Origin of the sequence: Citrobacter sp. RHBSTW-00887, assembly GCF_013728095.1 — a bacterium.
In the GTDB taxonomy this organism is placed as follows: Bacteria; Pseudomonadota; Gammaproteobacteria; order Enterobacterales; family Enterobacteriaceae; genus Citrobacter; species Citrobacter braakii.
Window position 1 is genome coordinate 40,910 of record NZ_CP056268.1, and the last position, 18,717, is coordinate 59,626.

Sequence of the window (18,717 nt, forward strand, 5' to 3'; positions counted from 1 at the left end):
ACCAGAAACTACAATGGTGATCCGACATGGTTTCCTCGATTTTACCGACTGAGCTGTCATATAGCGATACCTTTTATTCTTAGGTTCTCTTGCAGTATTGGCTATCGATTGTCACAATTTAGTCTGGTGGCACTGGTTCATTTTTCGGGTGGTTTGTTACTTTTTCCGTTGGTGTTCCAGGGCTACCGACCTCTGCATGTACGTATACATCCCTCTTTCTCGTTTACCCCGCCAGATTTCAATCCGATAGAATCGTTCCTGTTTTACTCACTCGTAATTCACTTTTCATAGTCATTTTGTGGACATTAAACGTGCGCTACAGGTGCGCATTCCTTGCTTCAGGATGGCTTACTATCTAAAATGGCAGAGATTTTTGATACTTTTGAACATTTTAATGAGGTATATACCATGATGAACATCGCTTGTGATGACGGCTCAACGAACGTAAAACTTGCCTGGATTGAGAATGGTGAAATCAAAACTCATGTTTCGCAGAACGCCTTCCGCGAAGGCTGGGCTACTCCACTCGCATTTGGTGGTAAAACTATCTACAACTATCTCATTGATGGGCGGAAATTTACTCACGACATTGGTTCAACATCTGCAATTACAACAACGCATACCTCTTTCCAGTTCGACGCTGTAAGTCGCGTAGCAACTCATCATGCCCTTTTGACTTCCGGTCTTGAGCCACAGGATGTTGAACTTACAGTGACACTGCCGGTGGCCATGTTCTTCACGAGCGATGCGCAGTTGAACGAAGCTAATATTGAAAAGAAAAAGGCCAACGTTATGGGCCCAATAACCCTGAATAATGGCGAAACTTTTCATGTTGTAAAAGTTAACGTAATGCCTGAATCAGTACCTGCGGCTGAATATCTGATTGATCCTAAAACAACCACGCAGCTTACACGAACCCTGGTTGTCGATCTGGGGGGAACAACCCTAGACCTGGCCATCATTCAGGGGGCAATGGAGGGCATATCTGATATCTTTGGCAACAGCGATGTTGGCGTTTCACGAGTGACAAAAGCTGTTATGGCTGCGCTCCAGGATGCCCAGTCTCCAAGTAGTTATGATCCTACCCACGTAATATGGACACAGGCCTAAGCGAGGTTCTTGTTTTCAAATTGTTCCGGACTGAGGCCGCCACACCAACTGTGCCGCCGCCACCGATTGTAATCACATTCGATATAATTAAACACCGTTGCCCGCATTATTTCCCGGCTGATAAAGTGTTCTCCATGGATACATTCCACTTTCAGCGAATGAAAGAAGCTTTCCACGCAGGCATTATCGTAGCAGCAACCTTTTGCGCTCATACTTCCACGCAGATTATGCCGCTTCAGTTGCGCCTGATAATCTGCTGAACAGTACTGGCCTCCACGGTCCGTGTGAACGATAACGTTCCGGGGCCTCTTACGCCGCCACAGCGCCATCTGCAGGGCATCGCAGGCCAGTTGCGCCGTCATGCGTGGCGACATTGACCAGCCAATAACGGCACGTGACCACAGGTCAATGACCACTGCCAGATACAGCCAGCCTTCATCTGTACGTAAGTACGTGATGTCTCCTGCCCACTTCTGGTTCGGGCCACTGGCGTAAAAATCCTGCTCCAACAGATTTTCTGACACAGGCAGGCCGTGTGCGCGGTAGCTGACCGGGCTGAACTTCCGGGAGGCCTTTGCCCTCAGTCCCTGACGGCGCAGGCTTGCCGCCACGGTTTTTACGTTAAAGGGGTAACCCTGAGCACGCAGTTCATCCGTCAGGCGTGGGGCACCGTAACGCTGTTTTGACCGGGTAAAAGCCGCGAGGACAACGCTGTCGCAGTGTTGGCGGAACTGCTGACGCGTGCTTATCCTTGTCCGCCGCTGACACCACGTATACCAGCCGCTGCGGGCCACCCGGAGCACGCGGCACATTGCTTTGATGCTGAACTCAGCCTGATGTTTTTCAATAAAGACATACTTCATTTCAGGCGCTTCGCGAAGTATGTCGCGGCCTTTTGGAGGATAGCCAGCTCTTCATCCCGTTCTGCCAGCTGGCGTTTGAGACGTGCAATCTCGGTAGACATCTCCAGTTCACGTTCAGAAGACGTCTGCTGATTTTGCTGTTTACTGCGCCAGTTGTAGAGCTGTGATTCATACAGGCTGAGTTCACGGGCTGCGGCAGTAACACCGATGCGTTCAGCAAGCTTCAGGGCTTCACTGCGAAATTCAGGCGAATGCTGTTTACGGGGTTTTTTACTGGTTGATACTGTTTTTGTCATGTGAGTCACCTCTGACTGAGAGTTTACTCACTTAGCCGCGTGTCCACTATTGCTGGGTAAGATCATTATGCCATTGCGGATATCATCATTAAAAACCGTCATGATAGAGCGTTGATTGCTTCTGCGGTCAATGATCACTCTAAAATTGATGCCATCATTGACGTTATCGATTCTGAGTCGAAAAATCTGGCCGAAGCTGTTGCAGCTGATATACGTCGTCAGAACAGCGTCCACAAAATCATACTGGCCGGGGGCGGTGCTGAGCTCATCCATTCTCATATTGTCGAACTATTCCCTAAGCTGGATGTCATCAAAGCGCCTGACGCGCAGCTCGCGCTCGTCAAAGCAATGGCAAGCGTCTAAACGAGGTTATGTGATGGAAGAAGATAAACGTTTACTCGTCTGGCTCCGCCCCGGCAATAATCCAGAAGACGGTAAAGCTCTTGATATTATGGAGCGCTTACCCCGCCGATCCCGGGGGGAATTTTACCGTAAGGCACTGGTAATTGCGTCTGCCTTGCATGAGCTCGACCCTCGGTTAATAAATTTGCTGGCCGCACAAACCACGACATCGTTTAATGCCGAAACGCTGAGCAACATTCTGTCGCAAACGCTGGGCATTGCCGTTGAACGGAATTCTTCACCAGTGGAAACCCAGGCCACAGGTATCCGAGCAACAACCATCATTGATTCGGATAAGCCTGCTGAGCAGAAAGAACCAATTCCTAAACCCTCCCTGATGATGCAAACCCTCAAACGTTGAATCCGAACCGGCTACTAGTAGCCGGTTTACTCACCTTGCTCGGTTAACAAGCTGAGATAGATCCGCAACCCCTTATCCAGTGACTCTCTAATGGCATCTGCTGCTGCCCCTGCATCCCTGTTTGAAAGAGCGAGTTCAAGCGACGAGAAAAATATTGGCCATTTATCCTCCGAGTCAGATTCGAACGTGTAACTCAGAGTTGGCCACAGGTTAATCCACAGTTGGGTTACAATTTTGAAAAACTCAGGCAGACCGGCGTATATGTAAAGCTTCAGCCGCAGAGTGAGGTTTAGCTGGTGCGCCAGATAAACATCCCTACGTTCATATGCGGAACGCAGCTTTTGGCACAAAGACAGGCATTCTTCAAAGCCATTGGCATCCATTTTCAGTACGGCCTTTTCTGCCAGTTCTGGCTCAATCAATCGCCTCATTCTCATGTACTCGTTGAACTGCTCACTGGTGATGATGGGAACAAAAAAGGCATGTGATGGAGTCAAAGCAAGAGCACTACTGGCAGACAGACGTATCAGGCTTTCACGGACGGGCGTGACGCTCATTTTCATAGCATCGGCGATGTTTTTTGTTACCAACTTATCACCGGGCTTGAGGTAGCCGAGGATAAGGGCGCATTTAAGGCGATCTTCAACTCGTCTCGTTAAGCTAGGTCTGCCTGACGGAGAGTAACTAATTAGTTCCGGTAAATTCCCGGGGTTTTTGAGGAAGCTTTTGTAATCATCAATCATATATCACTCATACTGAACTTTTTGACCACATAGAAAACAGAATATTTTTAATCACACTACATAGTAAGTAGATCCCTCTACCTACATATTTCAAATAGTTCCAGTATGCACATCCATAAACTGGCATCCGCCAGAACAGAGAAGGTAAACGGTTATCATTCGTTTTACTCTACCAGCATGTCTTACATTTTCAATAACGGATCTATTACTACCCATATTTTATGCTTAACAGAATCCATTATAGATGCATGGTTAATTCTTTCTAATGTGTTTGTTTGCTATTTGTGCAAGGTCGAAATATATTCAGCTTGTGCGTCAATGACATTAATCTTTGTGGATGTATAGGTCAGGTTGTCCGGTGTGTGTATACGAAATGTCTGAAATCAACCTTCCCTCAAAATCGTGCCAATCCCATTCCTTTTGAATTTTTTCTCCCATTAAAACACGATCCATCCTTTGAAGTTGCCAATCCATATAAATCAGTAAAAGAGCCATTTCTTCTTTTTCATTATTAGTCATGCCCTGCCCTAATTTATAAGCTTCTTTTGTGAGCTGATAGATCTGAACAGAGTTTTCAACAATGTATTTAAATATTTTTTCTACGCAGCCGGAAATGGCAATTGAATTTTGGCAATTAATGTCATTAACGAGTTCGCGTGTATCTATTTCCCAGTTCCTATATAAATCAATCTCTGCGGTATAATGTTGATTTGTGTTTAAAGGAATACCACCAAAGATTCGACAATAGAGTTCTACTGCATCGGCCTGTTCCAGGCAATTAGCCATGTAGGGAAAATCAGGCAACGTGGAATGAATCAATTGGAGATAAGCTAACCTCTGAACAACCTTTTCATATGGCTGGTTAGTTTCTACGCCATAGAACATGTCTTTATTGATGTCATAACGATGAGTGATCCTGATCTTCGCCATTGCTAGCCTCTTAATTCAGATAATTGATATCAGCATCGTCCGCACGTGCGGCATTACCAGCTACTAGCTGAGCGCATTTTGCAACGCGGACTGAGTGGTCAAGGTTGACCTTGTCGAATTCAGCCTTCAGTTGCTCATCTGGCTTAGCTTCGTTAACAGTTACCAGAATCCGACTAGCATACTCGCTACCCTTGGCTTGATTGCCTACCATCTTACCCAGTACACGGCCAGCTTTTGATTTCGCTTCAGTCAAACGTTCCTCGCCATTTTCGAGGTAGTCTTTACATGCGATAACAGCAGCAATCTCGGAAGCATGAACTTTCATCACGTCATTCAGTTCGTCACGAGATGGAGAGCTTTCCGCTGATATTGCGAAACTTGATGCATTAATTGCAAATAAACAAACAACCGCATTTAATATTATTTTTCTCATCACAGGTTTCCTTTTTATTGGTTACGAGGCAATGCTGCTTCAGACAGCTGGTAATTCAATATTGATAAGTAGGCCAGAGGTATAGTTGCTGCCGGGATTAACCATTCATACCTGAGCGAAAAGTATGACCACGAAAGTAAAACAACACCAGAGATAGCTGAAAATGCGAACAACGGCCCAATATTCATAAAAGTACTTTTACAAATGACTGGTATACTTTTCAGCAGAGAACCTTTACACCGCGTAACTGTTGGTATGAATAAAACGAGCATTGGCGTAGCGATAAATACGCTCAAAGTGGCAAGGGCGTACATATTGAAATACACTATTAGGTTGGAGTAAGCCAGACTAATGCTTGTTAATGTTGGTTGTTTATATTCAACATGGTTGGTTTCACCCGCAACCGCTGAAGCAATCATAAATTTGACCAACCACAATATTACGATCATTAGTACGGTCAGGAATAATGCATAAACTAACACAACGATAAAGTTGCGTAGTTCTTCCCAGATATTCAATCTTAGCTCTGAGCTTTGATATCGGCATAAGATAGCCGTAAGGTAGAGGGTGAGTACAACTGGCTGTAAGATAAAAAATGCAAGCCCCTCCATTGTCACATTTTTCATGATGAGTGTCAGGAGTCCACCACCAGCAATTATCGGCAAGAATATTGCCAAAATACCATGAAGAGATGCCATTGTTTTCATGGAGGACAACATTATTTGTTTGGTATCTTCGAAAGATAATTTATTGATGAGAAATGCTGACATTGTGTTTCCTCTTCATGTAGTTGGCTCAATTGTCGCATGTTGAAAAATTTGAATAGCATTTAACATCGACAAACTGACGGCTTTTTCTCTATCTCATTTTTTCTGTTCAGTTACGGGTGACGAAATTAACTCGACCAGCTCTTCCTTTCCCCACTATTCATGGGCATCAACGGAGAAAAGTTTTATGGATTCTGCGGTTCCTTCAAAGGCGTTGTCATAGCAACCCAGAATATTGATGTCGTAACCGGGCCCAGCTTCTCGGGTTAAAAGATGCTCCTTTGCGCTCCCTGGCAGTATTGCTATCAAGCGTCCTCCCGGTTTCAGGAATCTCATCGCATGTTGAAAATGTGCAATCCAGCGTGAGTCACTAAATGGAGGATTCATCAGAATTCTTTCAAACAAGCCGGTATTTTCAGGCTTGACCAATAGAAAATCATTAAGGGTGACGTTCCAGCGCAGGCCAGTAATTGCAACAGCTGCGGGGTGTATATCAAAACCAGTAACATCCACCCCCTCTGGTAACCCTTTCAGTAGCGCACCAAGACCGATATTCGGTTCCAGCAAACGCATACCTGAAGCCACCATACATTCATCAATTGCTCGTTTCTGGAGTTCTCCGACCGTTGCATAGAACTGGTGCGTATAGCGGTCAGGTATAGAACCATGTAATGCCAGAAGTTTGAATGCTTCAACGGGGCTAAAGTCAAAGTCATATACTTCTCTATATCTTCTGACAGCACCCAATGACTCCCATATGTTCACCAGTTCTTTTTTCTCACTAACAGACTGGTTGTCCCGCAGGATAAAAGTGTGCGGCCCCGGTGACAGGTGTTTGCCCGCGTTCAAATGGTCAGTGGCATATGATATTAAGGAGTTAACAGCAGAGAATGATATCAACTGCGACCGATATTCATTGGTTTTTACAGTTCTTGCGGAGTTATGGCCGGTGGTGTATCGGCGATCGAGAGGAATGCAGCCTGGCATTAAATGGGATAGTACCAGATTGAGATTGTCACAAGTTTCCTCCTCAATCAGGATATGCACATTGCCGTTAATAAACCCCTTCACTTTAAGACTATCGTTATCAATACTTACCCATTCGCCAGGGTTACTCATCATGTACTCTTTGACCGCAGCCGAATTCACATCCTCAGCACCGCTTCGTCCATACATCAGTCCAATAACCTTACGAAGGTCATTAAAATAGTTGAGATAGTCATAGGATCTGCGGTTATCTCTACTTGGTAAGCAGCTGGCTATGATGAGTTTGTTGCTGAAGCCCTGGGCACGGTTAGTCTTATGCAGAGCGGAGAGCTTTTCAAACACACCATGAACCATCTGGGCGAAGTAGTCTTTTTTCTCTTCATTCAATGCGAATGCGGTAGAAAAGATACTTTCTTCGTTGAAGGGTACAGGCTTAAGCTTCTCAAAATTTGATTCTGATGATTTTCGCCATGCCCTTAATCCTTCGTTCCAGTCATCGTATCTTTCGGTGGGCATAAATGGTTTTACGCCGGTCAGATCGAGCAGCTTTTGCCAGTACTTTTCATCGAGAGCACAGCGGGCCCGTTCTATACAGAACAAATTTTCTACAGCCAGCGTATATTTGATGGAATTGTCACAAGAATCACAGAACATGCGCCATGCTTCATCATGCCGGTTCCGCATCACTGCATCATACATGGCCTGCATGTGCTTCAGTGTTGTGTTGTATTCCACCAGCAGATCGCGCATGGCATTTAGTTTTTGAAAGCCGTCATGTTCAATGAGGCCACTTTGACTGTCTACGGGATTAGCATAAAGGCTGAGGACGTCTGATTCATTTTCATCGTTATTCGCTAATACAGCTGTCGGTAGGTTCATCAGATTTCTCCAAATAGAGAAATTATGAGACAGGTATGGCAGGTGACGAAGCAAATCGACGAACTACATAAGCCGGGATATTTGGGGATACCGTGAAGTACATAGCACGGCGGAAGTCCAAAAAAAGAGACCCCAGTAAGGGGTCTTAAATGAGGTATATATAACTATCAGATCACAGAGCCCGAAGCAGACTACTCAACGTCCTGAATTTCAGGAAGCTTCAACCCTTTCGGATAGAAGATTGTATGAACAGTCAGGTCAGCCAGGAACGTAGATTTGATAATTAATTTTATTATAGGGTTAATACTATCCCAAGAATCGGGCGAATTCCAGATAGTGGCATCACAGCTTTCAGGATACTGGTTAACTCCAGGAGCATGGCCAGCCGTGCAGCGCATTGGGTCGGTTGATTCATGCTCGCATTTAGGGCAAATATAGCGCCGCAGCTGGTGTTCACCTAGGTCTTGGTCAAAATCGTGAGGAGTTTCCCAGCAATGAACATCTTCAAGCTCAGGTAGCCTGGACGGAGTGTAAAAAGCCCACGGCACTTCCGTACCTCGCAGTACCTCAAGTGCGTGTATCACCCGCTCAGGCTCGATTTTAAGCACGTCACTGTATGCTTCTATTCGATCACGTAACAGGCTGGCCATTACAGAGATTGTATGGATATCGATACCGGCTGCTTGAGCGTCCCTTTCCAGCTGCTCAATAACGACATCAATACTTGCTGGTGGTGCAGACATAAATAACTGCGTTGCGGCTTCTTGTCGTGACATATACGAAGGTTCCTTCGGTTACCGGTGACAGTAACCGATATTTTCCCCTCGCTACAGCTGGTCACGAATTTTTTCAGCTTGTACATCGGATACCAGAACACAATCACCTGTTGCAGAATTACAAACGTAATATTTTCCGTCCTGATGCTGCTGTAATTTCAGTTTTGTACCCGTAAGTGACACTGTAACGCCACTTGCTTCAAACTGCCCTTTGTTGGTGATGAAAAAGTTGTTTTTTGCGAGGGTTCCGGCTTTCAAATCAACGCCTCTGATCACTTCACCCAGGTCCCATTCGTTCATTACTGAGCGTTGTTTATGGATCAAGGAGCCAAGACAGACAAACACCACGACACTGATTGCAGCAAGACCCATAAGGTTTTTAAACGAATGGTGGGCTTTCAGGTCAAGCGTCTTCGCTTCTACCAGCTGCTCGGACGTTAACTGGACAGCTCGATTGTTACGCGAAGGACGTTTACGTTGGTTAGCAGTCATGGTTCACCTCTGTTTGAAGGAGAGATAATTTTAAACCTGCCAGTATATAAGCGATCTGAATTGGGTGAAGCGAATCATCAATGCTCATGGCCAGTCTACCCTTCTGATTGGTATCTACGGCTTTGCTGCCTCGGTACTGGTATCCATATCTCTTCCTGGCAAGTTCCAGGCCAGCCAGCATGTACTGGACTTGCTGTAACGATAATGAATCAATTTGCAGAGACTTGAGCCTGTTTTTTTGCTGGCACAGACCAAATAACTCCCTCGACTCGAAATCGTCGGGGTAAGAGTGTAGTAACCCATCAACTGAGCAGGCATTCAACTTATCGAATTCACGTTCAATACCCTCGACCGAGAAATGTCGGTCTCGAACGGACTCGACTCTACATTTGCTGAGCTGGCCATCTGGTGTGGCTACAAATATAGTTGCGCCTTCGGTCAGGTCTCCAGTCCAGTTTGTATGATTAGTCATATACGCTCCGTAATGGGCCTACTAAACAATATTATCACGGCTGAATATTTGACGAAGCAGTGCGCGATACGCGCCATGATAATGTTAAATTAGTCGTTTATTTGATAGCACCATTTTTCTCTGAATACTGTTCAAACCAGAAAACAATGGGTTTCTCTACAATGCTTATCTGGCCGAATCTTTCTGCCGTTCTGAAATTCATACTACTCTTCCGTGCCCTTTCAACCTGTAAACTTATTTGTTTGCGGAACATTTCCAGTGAATATGTTGTTTTGAGCAGATTGCAGGGCGCACAGGCTGGGAAAAGATTTTCTAAGCAGTTGGCACTTTCATTAAACACTTCACCGGTAGCCTTAAGCTTAAATTTCCCTCTGGCCGCAGCTTGCATATCCTGGACGGATTTCCTTAGCACAGGTTCTACGTGATCAGCGTGCCAACCTTTTTCTTTCAGTACCTCGCCACAATATGCACATCGACCACCAAATTTAGCCCTCAGTACTATTCTTTGTTTTTTTGACAGAGACATAATAAATTCCTTGTGGAACTAAGAGAATCGGCCATCGTCTATTGATTCAGCGATGTTGACTGCCAGGGCGTTATCGTCCAAGCCTGACAACGTTTCATAGCGAAAGACAGGAATGTGAGTTCTTTTAAAAAGGGCAATAATGAACTCTCCTTCAGGCTGAGCGCTGATAGCATCTTCATTGATCATTGCTAGCACTAGTTCCCCGGTATGCGCATCGGAGAGAACAAAATCGAACACGAATTCATCTGCGTACTGTTGCGCCTGAAGTACGTCAACCGGGGCAACCGGTTCATCTTCGAGCTCCAGCTCTACTAAGTCCCGGGCAAGCACCTGGGGTGCGATAATGTACTGACCATTGAACACCGCACTCAAGCGCACATAAAGATCCATCAGGACTTTTGGCAATATCGAATTTTTTTTGATGAAGTACTCGCTCAACCCATCAAGTGCGGCGTTCTCGTCGGCATCGGCATTAATATCTGCCTGCTGATCATGCTCGTCCAAAGGTTGCTGAGTTTGTTGTTGTTCTCGTTTTGTTCGACTCGCGTAGATAAGTATGAAAGCTGCAAAGCACACAAATGTCAGAAATATTGCGAGAGCGATTATATATTTTAGAGTCATGGGTTCATTCCTATAGTCTGGAGATACTCAGGCTCCTTGAACTTCATATTTTCGGGTATATGCCGCATCACCTTTTTGATGTATGGTTGTTCAATTCTCTTAAGCGTATCTAATTGAGATTGATAATCCTTAGTTCTCAAATCATGCTCAGCACCCAGTTGTCCTAATAACGTCTGAAGTTTCTTTAAGGCTTTGCTGCACTGCACTTCGGCATTATCCAGCTTTTCAATATTTAACCAGGAGAGAATATCGATAACAGGATTTATAGTCAGATCGACAAACAGATCAAGCGTGTCATCTGGTAAATTTGAATCAATAGGTGATTGCCGGGCAGGCATTTCATCTGCTAATCGCTTAAGCGCACCCATAGCTCTCTTTAACGAACTACTCGCAGAGGATGTGTCTATTGCTGAAAGTATGGATATTGCTTTACTGGTAGTAACCATATCCAGAAATTCAGTTGTGGAAGCACTATTACATTCATCCTTTGCTGTTTTTAATAGTTCACGGGCATTTTCTGCAAGTTTGAGTCGTCTGCCTGACTCGTTATATTTTATCTGAGCTTCTTTCCAGCAGTTGACTAGATGCTGATAAATCTCACAATCTGGTGATTTCGAAATTTCTTCCAACGAGGACATAACTACGTATTGAAGAAAGATGCTCCTGCATTTTGGCAGCAGCAGGTTAAGATGCAATTCACATTCGTTCAGCTTTTTTCGCGCCGGTGTCTCTCTGAAGAGACCAATAAATAGCGCCCACAATGAAAACTGACGATCTCTTGTCTCTTTAACCAACTCTTTAACTGCCAGGGCTCGGGCAATGTTAGCATTTTCAACCTGGCGTGATAACTCTTGGAGTTCTGTAGCTGTAATCATCTCTCAGCCCTTTAATGGAAGGTTTTTTCTGGTTGTTTGGCTTCTGCCGCGACACCTTGTTGTTCGTCTGACGGCGTTGTGATGAGTCCTGGGCTTTCACCCCCGAGGGCTTTTATCATTGTGTCCAGAACCTCCATAACAACAGAGGTAAACAAAACGAAATCGGCATCAAATCTTTGGGCGTGATCTTCTGGCGAAATGTCATCGTTCTGTTCAATAAGTTCTTCCGTAAAGGTCAGTCGTGAAAAGATGAAATTGTCATTCAGGATGAAAAACATCTGGTTCATCCAGCCCAGTGCAACCTTTGTCACAAGCTTTCCGGCCTCGATGTGATGAGCGATCTCATCACATATCAAATCCTGGCGTTTTGTTGTAACGACCCCCCCGTTTTCGAGCACATCTTTGAGCGTGGCTTCGTCGCATAAAGCTAGGCCAGGCGGCAGACTTCCTGTTTTGACCCACTCTGTTAACGTCAGTTCTACCGGCGTTTCCAGCGTGAATGGGATAATTGGAAGTGAGCCAATAGTTTTACGTAGCAAAGCTGTTACATCATCTGCTTTTTTATGGCTGGTGGTCTCAACAAGCAGTAGACGTGATTTAGTATCCACCCAAATGTTTGTAGTGCTGTATTTGCTGAAAGCCTTTGGTATGAGCTCAGCGAGCACGGCATCGTTGACGGCCTGGATCTCCATTTTCTTTAGCCTGCGGTTTTGCTCTTTCTCCAGTTTCTGAACCCGGGTTCGCACAATTTCTTTGATGGTCGCGGGAGGAAGTATTTTCGATTCGTGCTTAACAGTCAGAAGAATGAGATTATTCGACTCATGCTTTAACAGCTCGACATCTTCACCCAATGGCGGGATCCATCCTGACCGTGCCATATCATTAGGCCCGCAGGGAGTGTATTTCAACTCACTTAACTGTTCATCCAGCTTGTCTAATTCCAGAGCTTTTTGGATGCGGTAGACTACAAGGCTTTTGGGTTTAAATTGGCTCATCGTGGCCCTCAGCTGTTGCTTGATTAATTTTAATAAGGTCAGAGACACGCTCGCGGATCACGACACACTCCCAGTAAGTTAGAGGCTTAGAGCTCAGCACTTGTTTAAACTGCGCCACGGCAATATCAGGTGCTGTCCGATATTGTTCGGCGATATCCTGACAAAATTTCTCAGTCTCTGGGTTATGCAGCTTTTCAGAACAATGGAAGCGTTTCATGCCGCAGCTCCCTTTTTCGAGTTATCCGCTAATTTGACCGCGAAGATTTCTGAAGCTTTTTTCCCATCCCCGCTGCCTTTAAATATGCTTCTCCGGGCAGTCACACCATGAATAGCGAAGGCTTGATAAAGCTCACGAATATCAGGCGCATCGTGGCATGATGCGATGACATGAACCCCGCGTTCAGGCAGCAACTGGAGCAGTTTGGTAAGCTCAATCTGCATAGCGGGTGTAAAACCGCTGGCATGGTAAGCCGTGAATCTGCCGGGATTAACATATGGTGGGTCGCAATACACCACATCACCCGGGCGGGCCATTGATAGCGTGGTCTGGAAGCTGGCGCAAAGTAAAGTTGCTGAGGACATTTTCTCAGCCATTGCGTATAACTCTGTCTCTGGGAGATAGGGGTTGGCGTAATAACCCCAGGGGACGTTAAAGATGCCTTTCCGGTTGTATCGGCATAGTCCGCGATGGCCAAACCTATTCAGATAGATAAACAGAGCAGCTTGAGTGTCACTTGCACTATCATGATTATTGAACTGGCTTCGCAGCTCATAATAGGCGTCCTCAGAACGCCCGAGACAGTAAAGGCGTTTAAGCTCAGAAAGTACCTTTTCAGGCGACTTAAAAATACTCTGGTATGTATCGATCAGGTCGCTATTAATATCGGCCAAAATGTATTCTGGGTAATTCGTATTCATCATTACAGCGCCTGAACCGCCAAAGGGCTCAATAAGCCGACCACCTTTCGGTAGTACATGCTTAAGACTTGCCATAATGTTGTGTTTGGCTCCTACCCACTTCAGAACGCTTTTCATTTCATTCTGGCTCCAGAATATTAGGACGCAGTGATCGCGACCAATGGGAGCGAGATGGCATATAGCCATCCCGTCAGGAAGCTTGTTTTAACGTTATCACGCCCATGAAATTGGCTATTTCGAAAAGGCCGACAAAACGAGAGCGTTTTGTCAGACACGGACAGGCATGATGATGTCGTAATTGTTTTTGTTTACTGAAATCAATATGCCGGTCGTTGTATCACGCAAAGCAATCTGTGCGGCTTCTCCTTCTTCCGAACACGCCCCCAGGCTTGCCAGTGATTCCAGGAGGTAATCGGCATTCATACCGATATCAACAATTGTTTCGGGCTCGCCTGCCTCTTTCGCAATGTCCATCACCTCTTTGCAACTGATTGCATTTGAGCCGGGCGACTTAAGCTGTAGGGCGTTGTCTTTGAATGACATCACACAAACACTGGTGTTGTTTGGCGAGCCCTCTTTAAGCAATGGGGTTGCGCGTTTTAGTGCGGTGGTGAGTTCAGAAGGATCAACCTTAAACAGTTCAGTATTTTTGGCTACCGTGCTGGCCACGCGCTTCCAGTCCGGGTAACGGCCATCGACAAGATTTGAAATGACTGTATGGCTTCCGAGCGTAAATGTCAGGTTACGGTTGCTGTAGTCAATTTTGAATTGACCCTGGCTACCGCTCAGGATTTTATGGAGCACGGGGAAAACCCCGTTGGGTAAAATCACACCTGCATTCGTGTTACTGATAGAGGTAGGAGCTGTCGGAGATTGAATCTCATCGCCCACGTCATCGCTGAAGTCGATATCATGAGAACTGACGGCCATACGATGTCCATCAGTGGCTACAGCAATAAATTGGCCATTATCGATACCGAGGTAGACCCCATTCATATAAAAGCGGACATCGTTCTGAGCCGCAGCGTGGCTGACACGCTTGATAATCTGACTCAGCATCTGCGTTGGAAAGTAAACGCTGTAATTATGTTCCAGCGTCTCAGCCTGAATTTCGGGTATATGGTCTAAGCAAACCGGGATGTTATAGGAGTTTTTGTCGGTGCGAATGACAAGATGGTTTTTTGCCGCATGGAAGCGGACGTTAATTTCATCTTCGCCGCGCATGTTGCGGATTAAAGAAAAGAGTTGTGTTGCAGGTACTGATACGTCCATATCACCATTGCCCCCCGATACCGTCCCTTTACTGGTAATTTGGGCAGAGTTTAAGTCAATGCCAAGGGCAGAAAGACAATCCCCACGTAACCGCAGCGTGATCATCTCCAGTACTTTCATTGCAGGAGACCGGCGAATAACCATACACGGCATTTCGATAATTTTGAGAAGTGCTTCAGCAGAAATATCAAACCCTGGAAGCTCTTTAAATGATAAGCGTCTTGCCTTTGGTTGAACTGCGTCTATTGTAGATGCGTCTGTCATTTTACTGTCTCCCATAATTATCCGTGTTAAATTAATCGTACCCCCGGTCAATCAAGTGACGAATAGCAAATTATGAAAAAATGAAGTTTATTTGTGGTGACGGCGATAACCTAATTCAAACGCGAACTGCCATTGGTATTCATTTAAAGCACATCCAAGAGATGTGATGGCCTCAACAATTTCCTTTATAATGAGGTTGCCTGAATTCAATCTGTACTCGTAGTACCAACCTATATCAAATGCGATAAGCTGGAGGCGGAAAAGATGGATCTGAGGAACGTAACCAGTAACGCCGCTAAGCGCTTTTATATAAATGAGTTCCCCTTCCATTTCTGATAGAAAAACCATGTCAAGAATATTGGACGCGAAATTCGTCATGGTGAACATAAATTGAGCCTCTTTATTGAGCCTCGCGTAACACATCGGATGCCTTAAAGTAGCCGAGTCGGTGCATCATTTTATTGATCTGACCTACTTTGCCATCAGACCCTTCATACTTACTCAACCGGTGAAGTAAGATACGCATGGACATCAACACACTGTCTGATGCGTTATCACCACGGGTAAGTAGTTTATCAGTACTATCTGAGTATGACCCCGTAAGTGCCGCGCTCACCAAATCACCGGCAATAGCATCCGGGTGGCACAATGCCATCAAACCGATAATCAATGCCTGCCGATTAAGTTCCGTTTCTGTCAGGCCTGTTTTTGAAGTGAGTTCTGCTAGTAAATTATCAGTGCTCATTATCATGCTCCTTTTGCTTATGTTCTCCCGGTTGAATGGCGGAAGAGTCTTTACTACTGCGTGAAAATACATCCGCGACCAGAAATTTAGCTTTCTCTGAAGGACTCATAAATTTCCAGAGTTCATCAGGATATTCATCGTCATGCTTTTCAGATTTTTTCAATCGGGAGATTCCTTTTAATTTTGCAGCCATGCGGCTCCGTCCATACGGACGGATTGGCATTGTAAAATTTTGCTGCGAACTATCAATCAGACCAGTAAAGTGACGACCCATATAAATACCTCTAAGTGCAGTAGTTATTTTTTCCCGATTCAAAGCTCCGCCTTTAACGTCATACTACGGGATAGCATTACTGCAACGAAATATTCAGGGATTGTTTACGGCGTTTTGAAGGTGTTATCCATTACCGTTTTACTTCTCGCTACCCAGTCGTTTGCATCACTGCAATTGATGTTTGACGCTACGACCTGACGGGCGGATGTATAGATTGGACTTGCATAACCACCATTCCCGGCAACTACCAGACGGATACTGTTGAGATATGCGTAAACAGGATCCTGTAGGATTGTAGAATCGATGGATGCCTGCTGTTTACAGCTATCGCTACGCATCTTTACTACATCAGTTGCGACCATGACGCATTCAGGACATTCATTTTTAAGCTGAATGAACTGAGTTGGTGTCTGCCCCGCTGCTGGACTTCCATCTGCTCTAAGAGGAATATTGGCTTCAGCAATATTGATGCAGAAAGTCGATCCCGCAATTAGCGCCAGCAATAATTTCGTTTTCATATAACCTCGCCTTATTTAATTCAGATTTATCGAACTGAGCTTACTGCTTTAAGTGGTGAGTAAGAAAAAAAAAGGGTGACAAAACGGGGGGTGTTTTTTAACCTTAATCATATCCCATATGATTAGGTTGATTATGAACAATGCCAATATGCAGGGAGATGGTACTGAACATCGCCTGGAGCGCTTTTCCCGTATTCAGAAGGATGCGTTGGTACTTCTTCTTTTGTGCAAAGAAAAAGGCACTGCGATAGTGCCATTCACCAGGTTGCTGGGGTTTATTAACTCTGTTCCAGACAGCCAGGATGTAGCTGAGCCCAACCTACGTAAGTCACTCAAAACATTGCAGCAAAATGGCTATGTATGGAAGTACCGGAACAAAAACGATCTTACAGTTTCATTTGAGTTAACTTCATCAGGAGAACTCCAGGCAACTTCATTTCGGGTGCGAAGATTAGAGGCATGGGGCCAGGCAGACGAGTAAAACTCGTCTGCTGGTGGTTACACAGAAAGATACTTTTTACTGATAGTTAAAGCGCTGCGTCGTTTTAATGCAAATGGACGATTATCAGAAAGTCTGGAAGCATTACCGGCGCGAATGAATATGCGTTTCATCCTGCGGTCAAAATGTTCTTCTGACCAGCCGAAGGGATACGTACCCTTAATACCATCTATTGGCCCGGCAAGAATGCGAGCGGTTTCGCTACGAAGAGTACTTCCCCTTAAACCAAATGAGCTAAGTTTATTTCTTATCAGACTTACAGAAAATTTCCTGGGTTTTAAAACACCCTTAATACAGTACAGATGTTTACTCATAGCATTACCCTTTTATTATGGGAACGATTAGCTGCGCTGCATAAAGTCGATGGATTGGCGTTTGTTTTCTTCGATTATCTTCATTGCCTCTTCAAGCCATCCAGCATCTTCACCCCGGCTGGTTAGCTCTTTGTGCTTTAGTTTGAGTGCAAATACTGCGTCATCAGCACCGGCAGTAAACAATTCTTGTCTGACTTGTTGTGTGCTGGTTGTACCATTTATAACACCAACCATATAATTCACGATATCAATAACTTGGGGGAGTAAATCTGGATCCTCATGATTAATCTCCTCGATACTGACAAACGGCAGTAACCGGTCAATCAGCATATGGGCTAGGTTGGTGATATTCAGCAGGAATAGGTTATCGTTCTCGGTGTCGCTTTTGCTTTTTACTTCTGATGCGGTAAACGACTGAACCCGGCGATTGTATTCGCACTGCCACTCCTTACAGGCACTGATCATCCAGTTCTGTATCTCTTCATCAGAAGCGTTGGATGATGGAATGTCCATCGCAGCAGGGAGAACTTGATCCCACGGGTAAACATGAGAATCAATCATCACGCCTTCCGCGTTACGCATTAACTCAGATAAAGCCACTATGATGCGGCGCATCAGATGGTTTTCAGTGAGGAGAGTAAACTCTTGTTTCGATGCACCAACGAGCTCGACGTTGAGTCCTGTCAGCGAGTCGTTAGTGTTTGGCATAGTAACAGGCCTCCTGCCCTAAAAGATGATTATGAACCAGTCCGTGGTCGCAGGGTTTAGTAGTGCCAGTCAGCGTATCCGATTTTACGCTTTCGTCTTGATCACCAGTGTTCACTGAGGGTAGTAAAGTTTTGACGACGTTTTTCATAAAGACCTTATACTGTCATGACAGTCGTATGTAATTTTAGATAAGTTCTATAAGACATCTCAAAAAATAATGGTAATCCGCGAGCAGATTACCATTCAGGCATTCATCAATCATAATATGCTACGGTTATTATTTTATAATACCGCACTGCTTTGCTATCTCGATAACATCGCCATTTTTTATGATGATACCCAGAGTTTGCGCATCCTCAATGTGTCTAGTGGCGCATCCACCGACAGCTTTAACCTGCTCGATGAGACGGTCTGAGGCAGCAGCAGTATACGCCAGTGTACTGTCTGGAGTGTTGAGACTGAACAGATAAAAGCCTGAGACAATTCCCAAAATTACCAGTAGTCCACTTCTGAGTATCGCCGAAAAAAGGGCCGCAACGCAAATTGCACCACCGGCATAAATAGCAGCCTGGCCATATGACATAGACCCATTTTCCAGTATCGTCTGGAGTGCGTTATTGAATTCATTCACGGCAATAATTCCCCATTAGTTATGATACAAATTAAAACAGATATGC

Annotated in this window: 27 protein-coding genes; 4 read left to right on the forward strand and 23 right to left on the reverse strand. The window is 45.1% G+C overall.

Annotated features, from left to right (window positions below):
- Nucleotides 1–333: 333 nt before the first annotated feature.
- A complete protein-coding gene (gene parM, locus HV314_RS25650; RefSeq protein ID WP_326928861.1) occupies nucleotides 334–1,110 on the forward strand; it encodes a plasmid segregation protein ParM domain-containing protein in 777 nt (258 codons plus the stop codon).
- Here the strand turns inward: parM and HV314_RS25655 are convergent.
- A protein-coding gene (locus HV314_RS25655) for an IS3-like element IS3 family transposase (RefSeq protein ID WP_085947771.1) occupies nucleotides 1,107–2,269 on the reverse strand; the annotation gives its coding sequence in 2 pieces (ribosomal slippage) (nucleotides 1,107–2,008 and nucleotides 2,008–2,269; 1,164 coding nt in all). The two genes, parM and HV314_RS25655, sit on opposite strands and share 4 nt — an antisense overlap.
- Before the next feature lie 111 nt (nucleotides 2,270–2,380).
- Between HV314_RS25655 and HV314_RS25660 the strand changes: the two genes are divergently transcribed.
- A complete protein-coding gene (locus HV314_RS25660; RefSeq protein WP_326928862.1) occupies nucleotides 2,381–2,632 on the forward strand; it encodes a hypothetical protein in 252 nt (83 codons plus the stop codon).
- 13 nt (nucleotides 2,633–2,645) lie between these two features.
- The gene (locus tag HV314_RS25665; protein WP_009652914.1) at nucleotides 2,646–3,032 is read left to right on the forward strand and encodes a plasmid partitioning/stability family protein; all 387 of its coding nucleotides are present in this window, start codon (nucleotides 2,646–2,648) and stop codon (nucleotides 3,030–3,032) included.
- A 26-nt stretch (nucleotides 3,033–3,058) separates the two neighbouring features.
- Here HV314_RS25665 and HV314_RS25670 read toward each other — a convergent pair whose 3' ends face one another.
- The 19 genes from HV314_RS25670 to HV314_RS25760 form a co-directional block, all read right to left on the reverse strand.
- Nucleotides 3,059–3,775: a GntR family transcriptional regulator gene (locus tag HV314_RS25670; protein WP_080940394.1), complete on the reverse strand. Its 717-nt coding sequence runs from the start codon at nucleotides 3,773–3,775 to the stop codon at nucleotides 3,059–3,061.
- Between the two features lie 324 nt (nucleotides 3,776–4,099).
- On the reverse strand, nucleotides 4,100–4,705 hold the full coding sequence (locus HV314_RS25675) for a hypothetical protein (RefSeq protein WP_043016718.1): 606 nt from the start codon (nucleotides 4,703–4,705) through the stop codon (nucleotides 4,100–4,102).
- A gap of 10 nt (nucleotides 4,706–4,715) precedes the next feature.
- Nucleotides 4,716–5,138 (reverse strand): hypothetical protein, encoded by a 423-nt coding sequence (locus tag HV314_RS25680; protein ID WP_043016719.1) that lies wholly within the window; start codon nucleotides 5,136–5,138, stop codon nucleotides 4,716–4,718.
- Between the two features lie 14 nt (nucleotides 5,139–5,152).
- Nucleotides 5,153–5,908 (reverse strand): hypothetical protein, encoded by a 756-nt coding sequence (locus tag HV314_RS25685; RefSeq protein ID WP_009654999.1) that lies wholly within the window; start codon nucleotides 5,906–5,908, stop codon nucleotides 5,153–5,155.
- A gap of 153 nt (nucleotides 5,909–6,061) precedes the next feature.
- On the reverse strand, nucleotides 6,062–7,771 hold the full coding sequence (locus tag HV314_RS25690) for a DUF4942 domain-containing protein (protein WP_007372173.1): 1,710 nt from the start codon (nucleotides 7,769–7,771) through the stop codon (nucleotides 6,062–6,064).
- Nucleotides 7,772–7,962: 191 nt separating this feature from the next.
- The gene (locus tag HV314_RS25695) at nucleotides 7,963–8,547 is read right to left on the reverse strand and encodes a hypothetical protein (protein ID WP_032951326.1); all 585 of its coding nucleotides are present in this window, start codon (nucleotides 8,545–8,547) and stop codon (nucleotides 7,963–7,965) included.
- Between the two features lie 51 nt (nucleotides 8,548–8,598).
- On the reverse strand, nucleotides 8,599–9,039 hold the full coding sequence (locus tag HV314_RS25700; protein WP_223226831.1) for a hypothetical protein: 441 nt from the start codon (nucleotides 9,037–9,039) through the stop codon (nucleotides 8,599–8,601).
- Nucleotides 9,029–9,511, reverse strand: a complete 483-nt coding sequence (locus HV314_RS25705) for a hypothetical protein (RefSeq protein ID WP_032951323.1) — start codon at nucleotides 9,509–9,511, stop codon at nucleotides 9,029–9,031. The genes HV314_RS25700 and HV314_RS25705 overlap by 11 nt, the downstream gene beginning before the upstream one ends.
- A gap of 97 nt (nucleotides 9,512–9,608) precedes the next feature.
- Complete coding sequence (locus HV314_RS25710) at nucleotides 9,609–10,037, reverse strand: HNH endonuclease (RefSeq protein ID WP_032951321.1); 429 nt, start codon at nucleotides 10,035–10,037, stop codon at nucleotides 9,609–9,611.
- An 18-nt stretch (nucleotides 10,038–10,055) separates the two neighbouring features.
- On the reverse strand, nucleotides 10,056–10,658 hold the full coding sequence (locus HV314_RS25715) for a hypothetical protein (RefSeq protein WP_223226832.1): 603 nt from the start codon (nucleotides 10,656–10,658) through the stop codon (nucleotides 10,056–10,058).
- A complete protein-coding gene (locus HV314_RS25720) occupies nucleotides 10,655–11,533 on the reverse strand; it encodes a hypothetical protein (RefSeq protein ID WP_009654998.1) in 879 nt (292 codons plus the stop codon). Before HV314_RS25720 ends, HV314_RS25715 begins: the two co-directional genes overlap by 4 nt.
- Before the next feature lie 11 nt (nucleotides 11,534–11,544).
- Nucleotides 11,545–12,528: a recombination-associated protein RdgC gene (gene rdgC, locus HV314_RS25725; protein WP_007372167.1), complete on the reverse strand. Its 984-nt coding sequence runs from the start codon at nucleotides 12,526–12,528 to the stop codon at nucleotides 11,545–11,547.
- Entirely contained in the window at nucleotides 12,515–12,745 is a 231-nt protein-coding gene (locus HV314_RS25730; RefSeq protein WP_007372166.1) for a hypothetical protein, read from the reverse strand. Before HV314_RS25730 ends, rdgC begins: the two co-directional genes overlap by 14 nt.
- Nucleotides 12,742–13,563: a DNA adenine methylase gene (locus HV314_RS25735; RefSeq protein ID WP_007372165.1), complete on the reverse strand. Its 822-nt coding sequence runs from the start codon at nucleotides 13,561–13,563 to the stop codon at nucleotides 12,742–12,744. The genes HV314_RS25730 and HV314_RS25735 overlap by 4 nt, the downstream gene beginning before the upstream one ends.
- 150 nt (nucleotides 13,564–13,713) lie before the next feature.
- The gene (gene dnaN, locus HV314_RS25740; protein ID WP_223307982.1) at nucleotides 13,714–14,982 is read right to left on the reverse strand and encodes a DNA polymerase III subunit beta; all 1,269 of its coding nucleotides are present in this window, start codon (nucleotides 14,980–14,982) and stop codon (nucleotides 13,714–13,716) included.
- An 87-nt stretch (nucleotides 14,983–15,069) separates the two neighbouring features.
- Nucleotides 15,070–15,369, reverse strand: coding sequence for a hypothetical protein (locus HV314_RS25745; protein ID WP_009653866.1), 300 nt, complete (start codon nucleotides 15,367–15,369; stop codon nucleotides 15,070–15,072).
- Between the two features lie 13 nt (nucleotides 15,370–15,382).
- Nucleotides 15,383–15,727 (reverse strand): hypothetical protein, encoded by a 345-nt coding sequence (locus HV314_RS25750; RefSeq protein ID WP_032951317.1) that lies wholly within the window; start codon nucleotides 15,725–15,727, stop codon nucleotides 15,383–15,385.
- On the reverse strand, nucleotides 15,717–16,043 hold the full coding sequence (locus HV314_RS27490; RefSeq protein ID WP_223227020.1) for a hypothetical protein: 327 nt from the start codon (nucleotides 16,041–16,043) through the stop codon (nucleotides 15,717–15,719). Before HV314_RS27490 ends, HV314_RS25750 begins: the two co-directional genes overlap by 11 nt.
- 62 nt (nucleotides 16,044–16,105) lie before the next feature.
- Nucleotides 16,106–16,519: a hypothetical protein gene (locus HV314_RS25760; RefSeq protein WP_007372162.1), complete on the reverse strand. Its 414-nt coding sequence runs from the start codon at nucleotides 16,517–16,519 to the stop codon at nucleotides 16,106–16,108.
- 133 nt (nucleotides 16,520–16,652) lie between these two features.
- Here HV314_RS25760 and HV314_RS25765 point away from each other — a divergent pair, with 133 nt between their 5' ends.
- Nucleotides 16,653–17,000 carry a hypothetical protein gene (locus HV314_RS25765; protein WP_127649446.1) on the forward strand — a complete coding sequence of 116 codons (348 nt, stop codon included), beginning with the start codon at nucleotides 16,653–16,655 and terminating at the stop codon, nucleotides 16,998–17,000.
- A 17-nt stretch (nucleotides 17,001–17,017) separates the two neighbouring features.
- Here the strand turns inward: HV314_RS25765 and HV314_RS25770 are convergent, their stop codons facing one another.
- From HV314_RS25770 to HV314_RS25780, 3 genes are all read right to left on the reverse strand, one after another.
- Nucleotides 17,018–17,332, reverse strand: a complete 315-nt coding sequence (locus tag HV314_RS25770) for a hypothetical protein (protein WP_127649449.1) — start codon at nucleotides 17,330–17,332, stop codon at nucleotides 17,018–17,020.
- A 27-nt stretch (nucleotides 17,333–17,359) separates the two neighbouring features.
- Nucleotides 17,360–18,040: a hypothetical protein gene (locus HV314_RS25775; RefSeq protein ID WP_007372161.1), complete on the reverse strand. Its 681-nt coding sequence runs from the start codon at nucleotides 18,038–18,040 to the stop codon at nucleotides 17,360–17,362.
- 277 nt (nucleotides 18,041–18,317) lie between these two features.
- Nucleotides 18,318–18,671 carry a hypothetical protein gene (locus tag HV314_RS25780; protein ID WP_154050669.1) on the reverse strand — a complete coding sequence of 118 codons (354 nt, stop codon included), beginning with the start codon at nucleotides 18,669–18,671 and terminating at the stop codon, nucleotides 18,318–18,320.
- Nucleotides 18,672–18,717 lie beyond the last annotated feature (46 nt).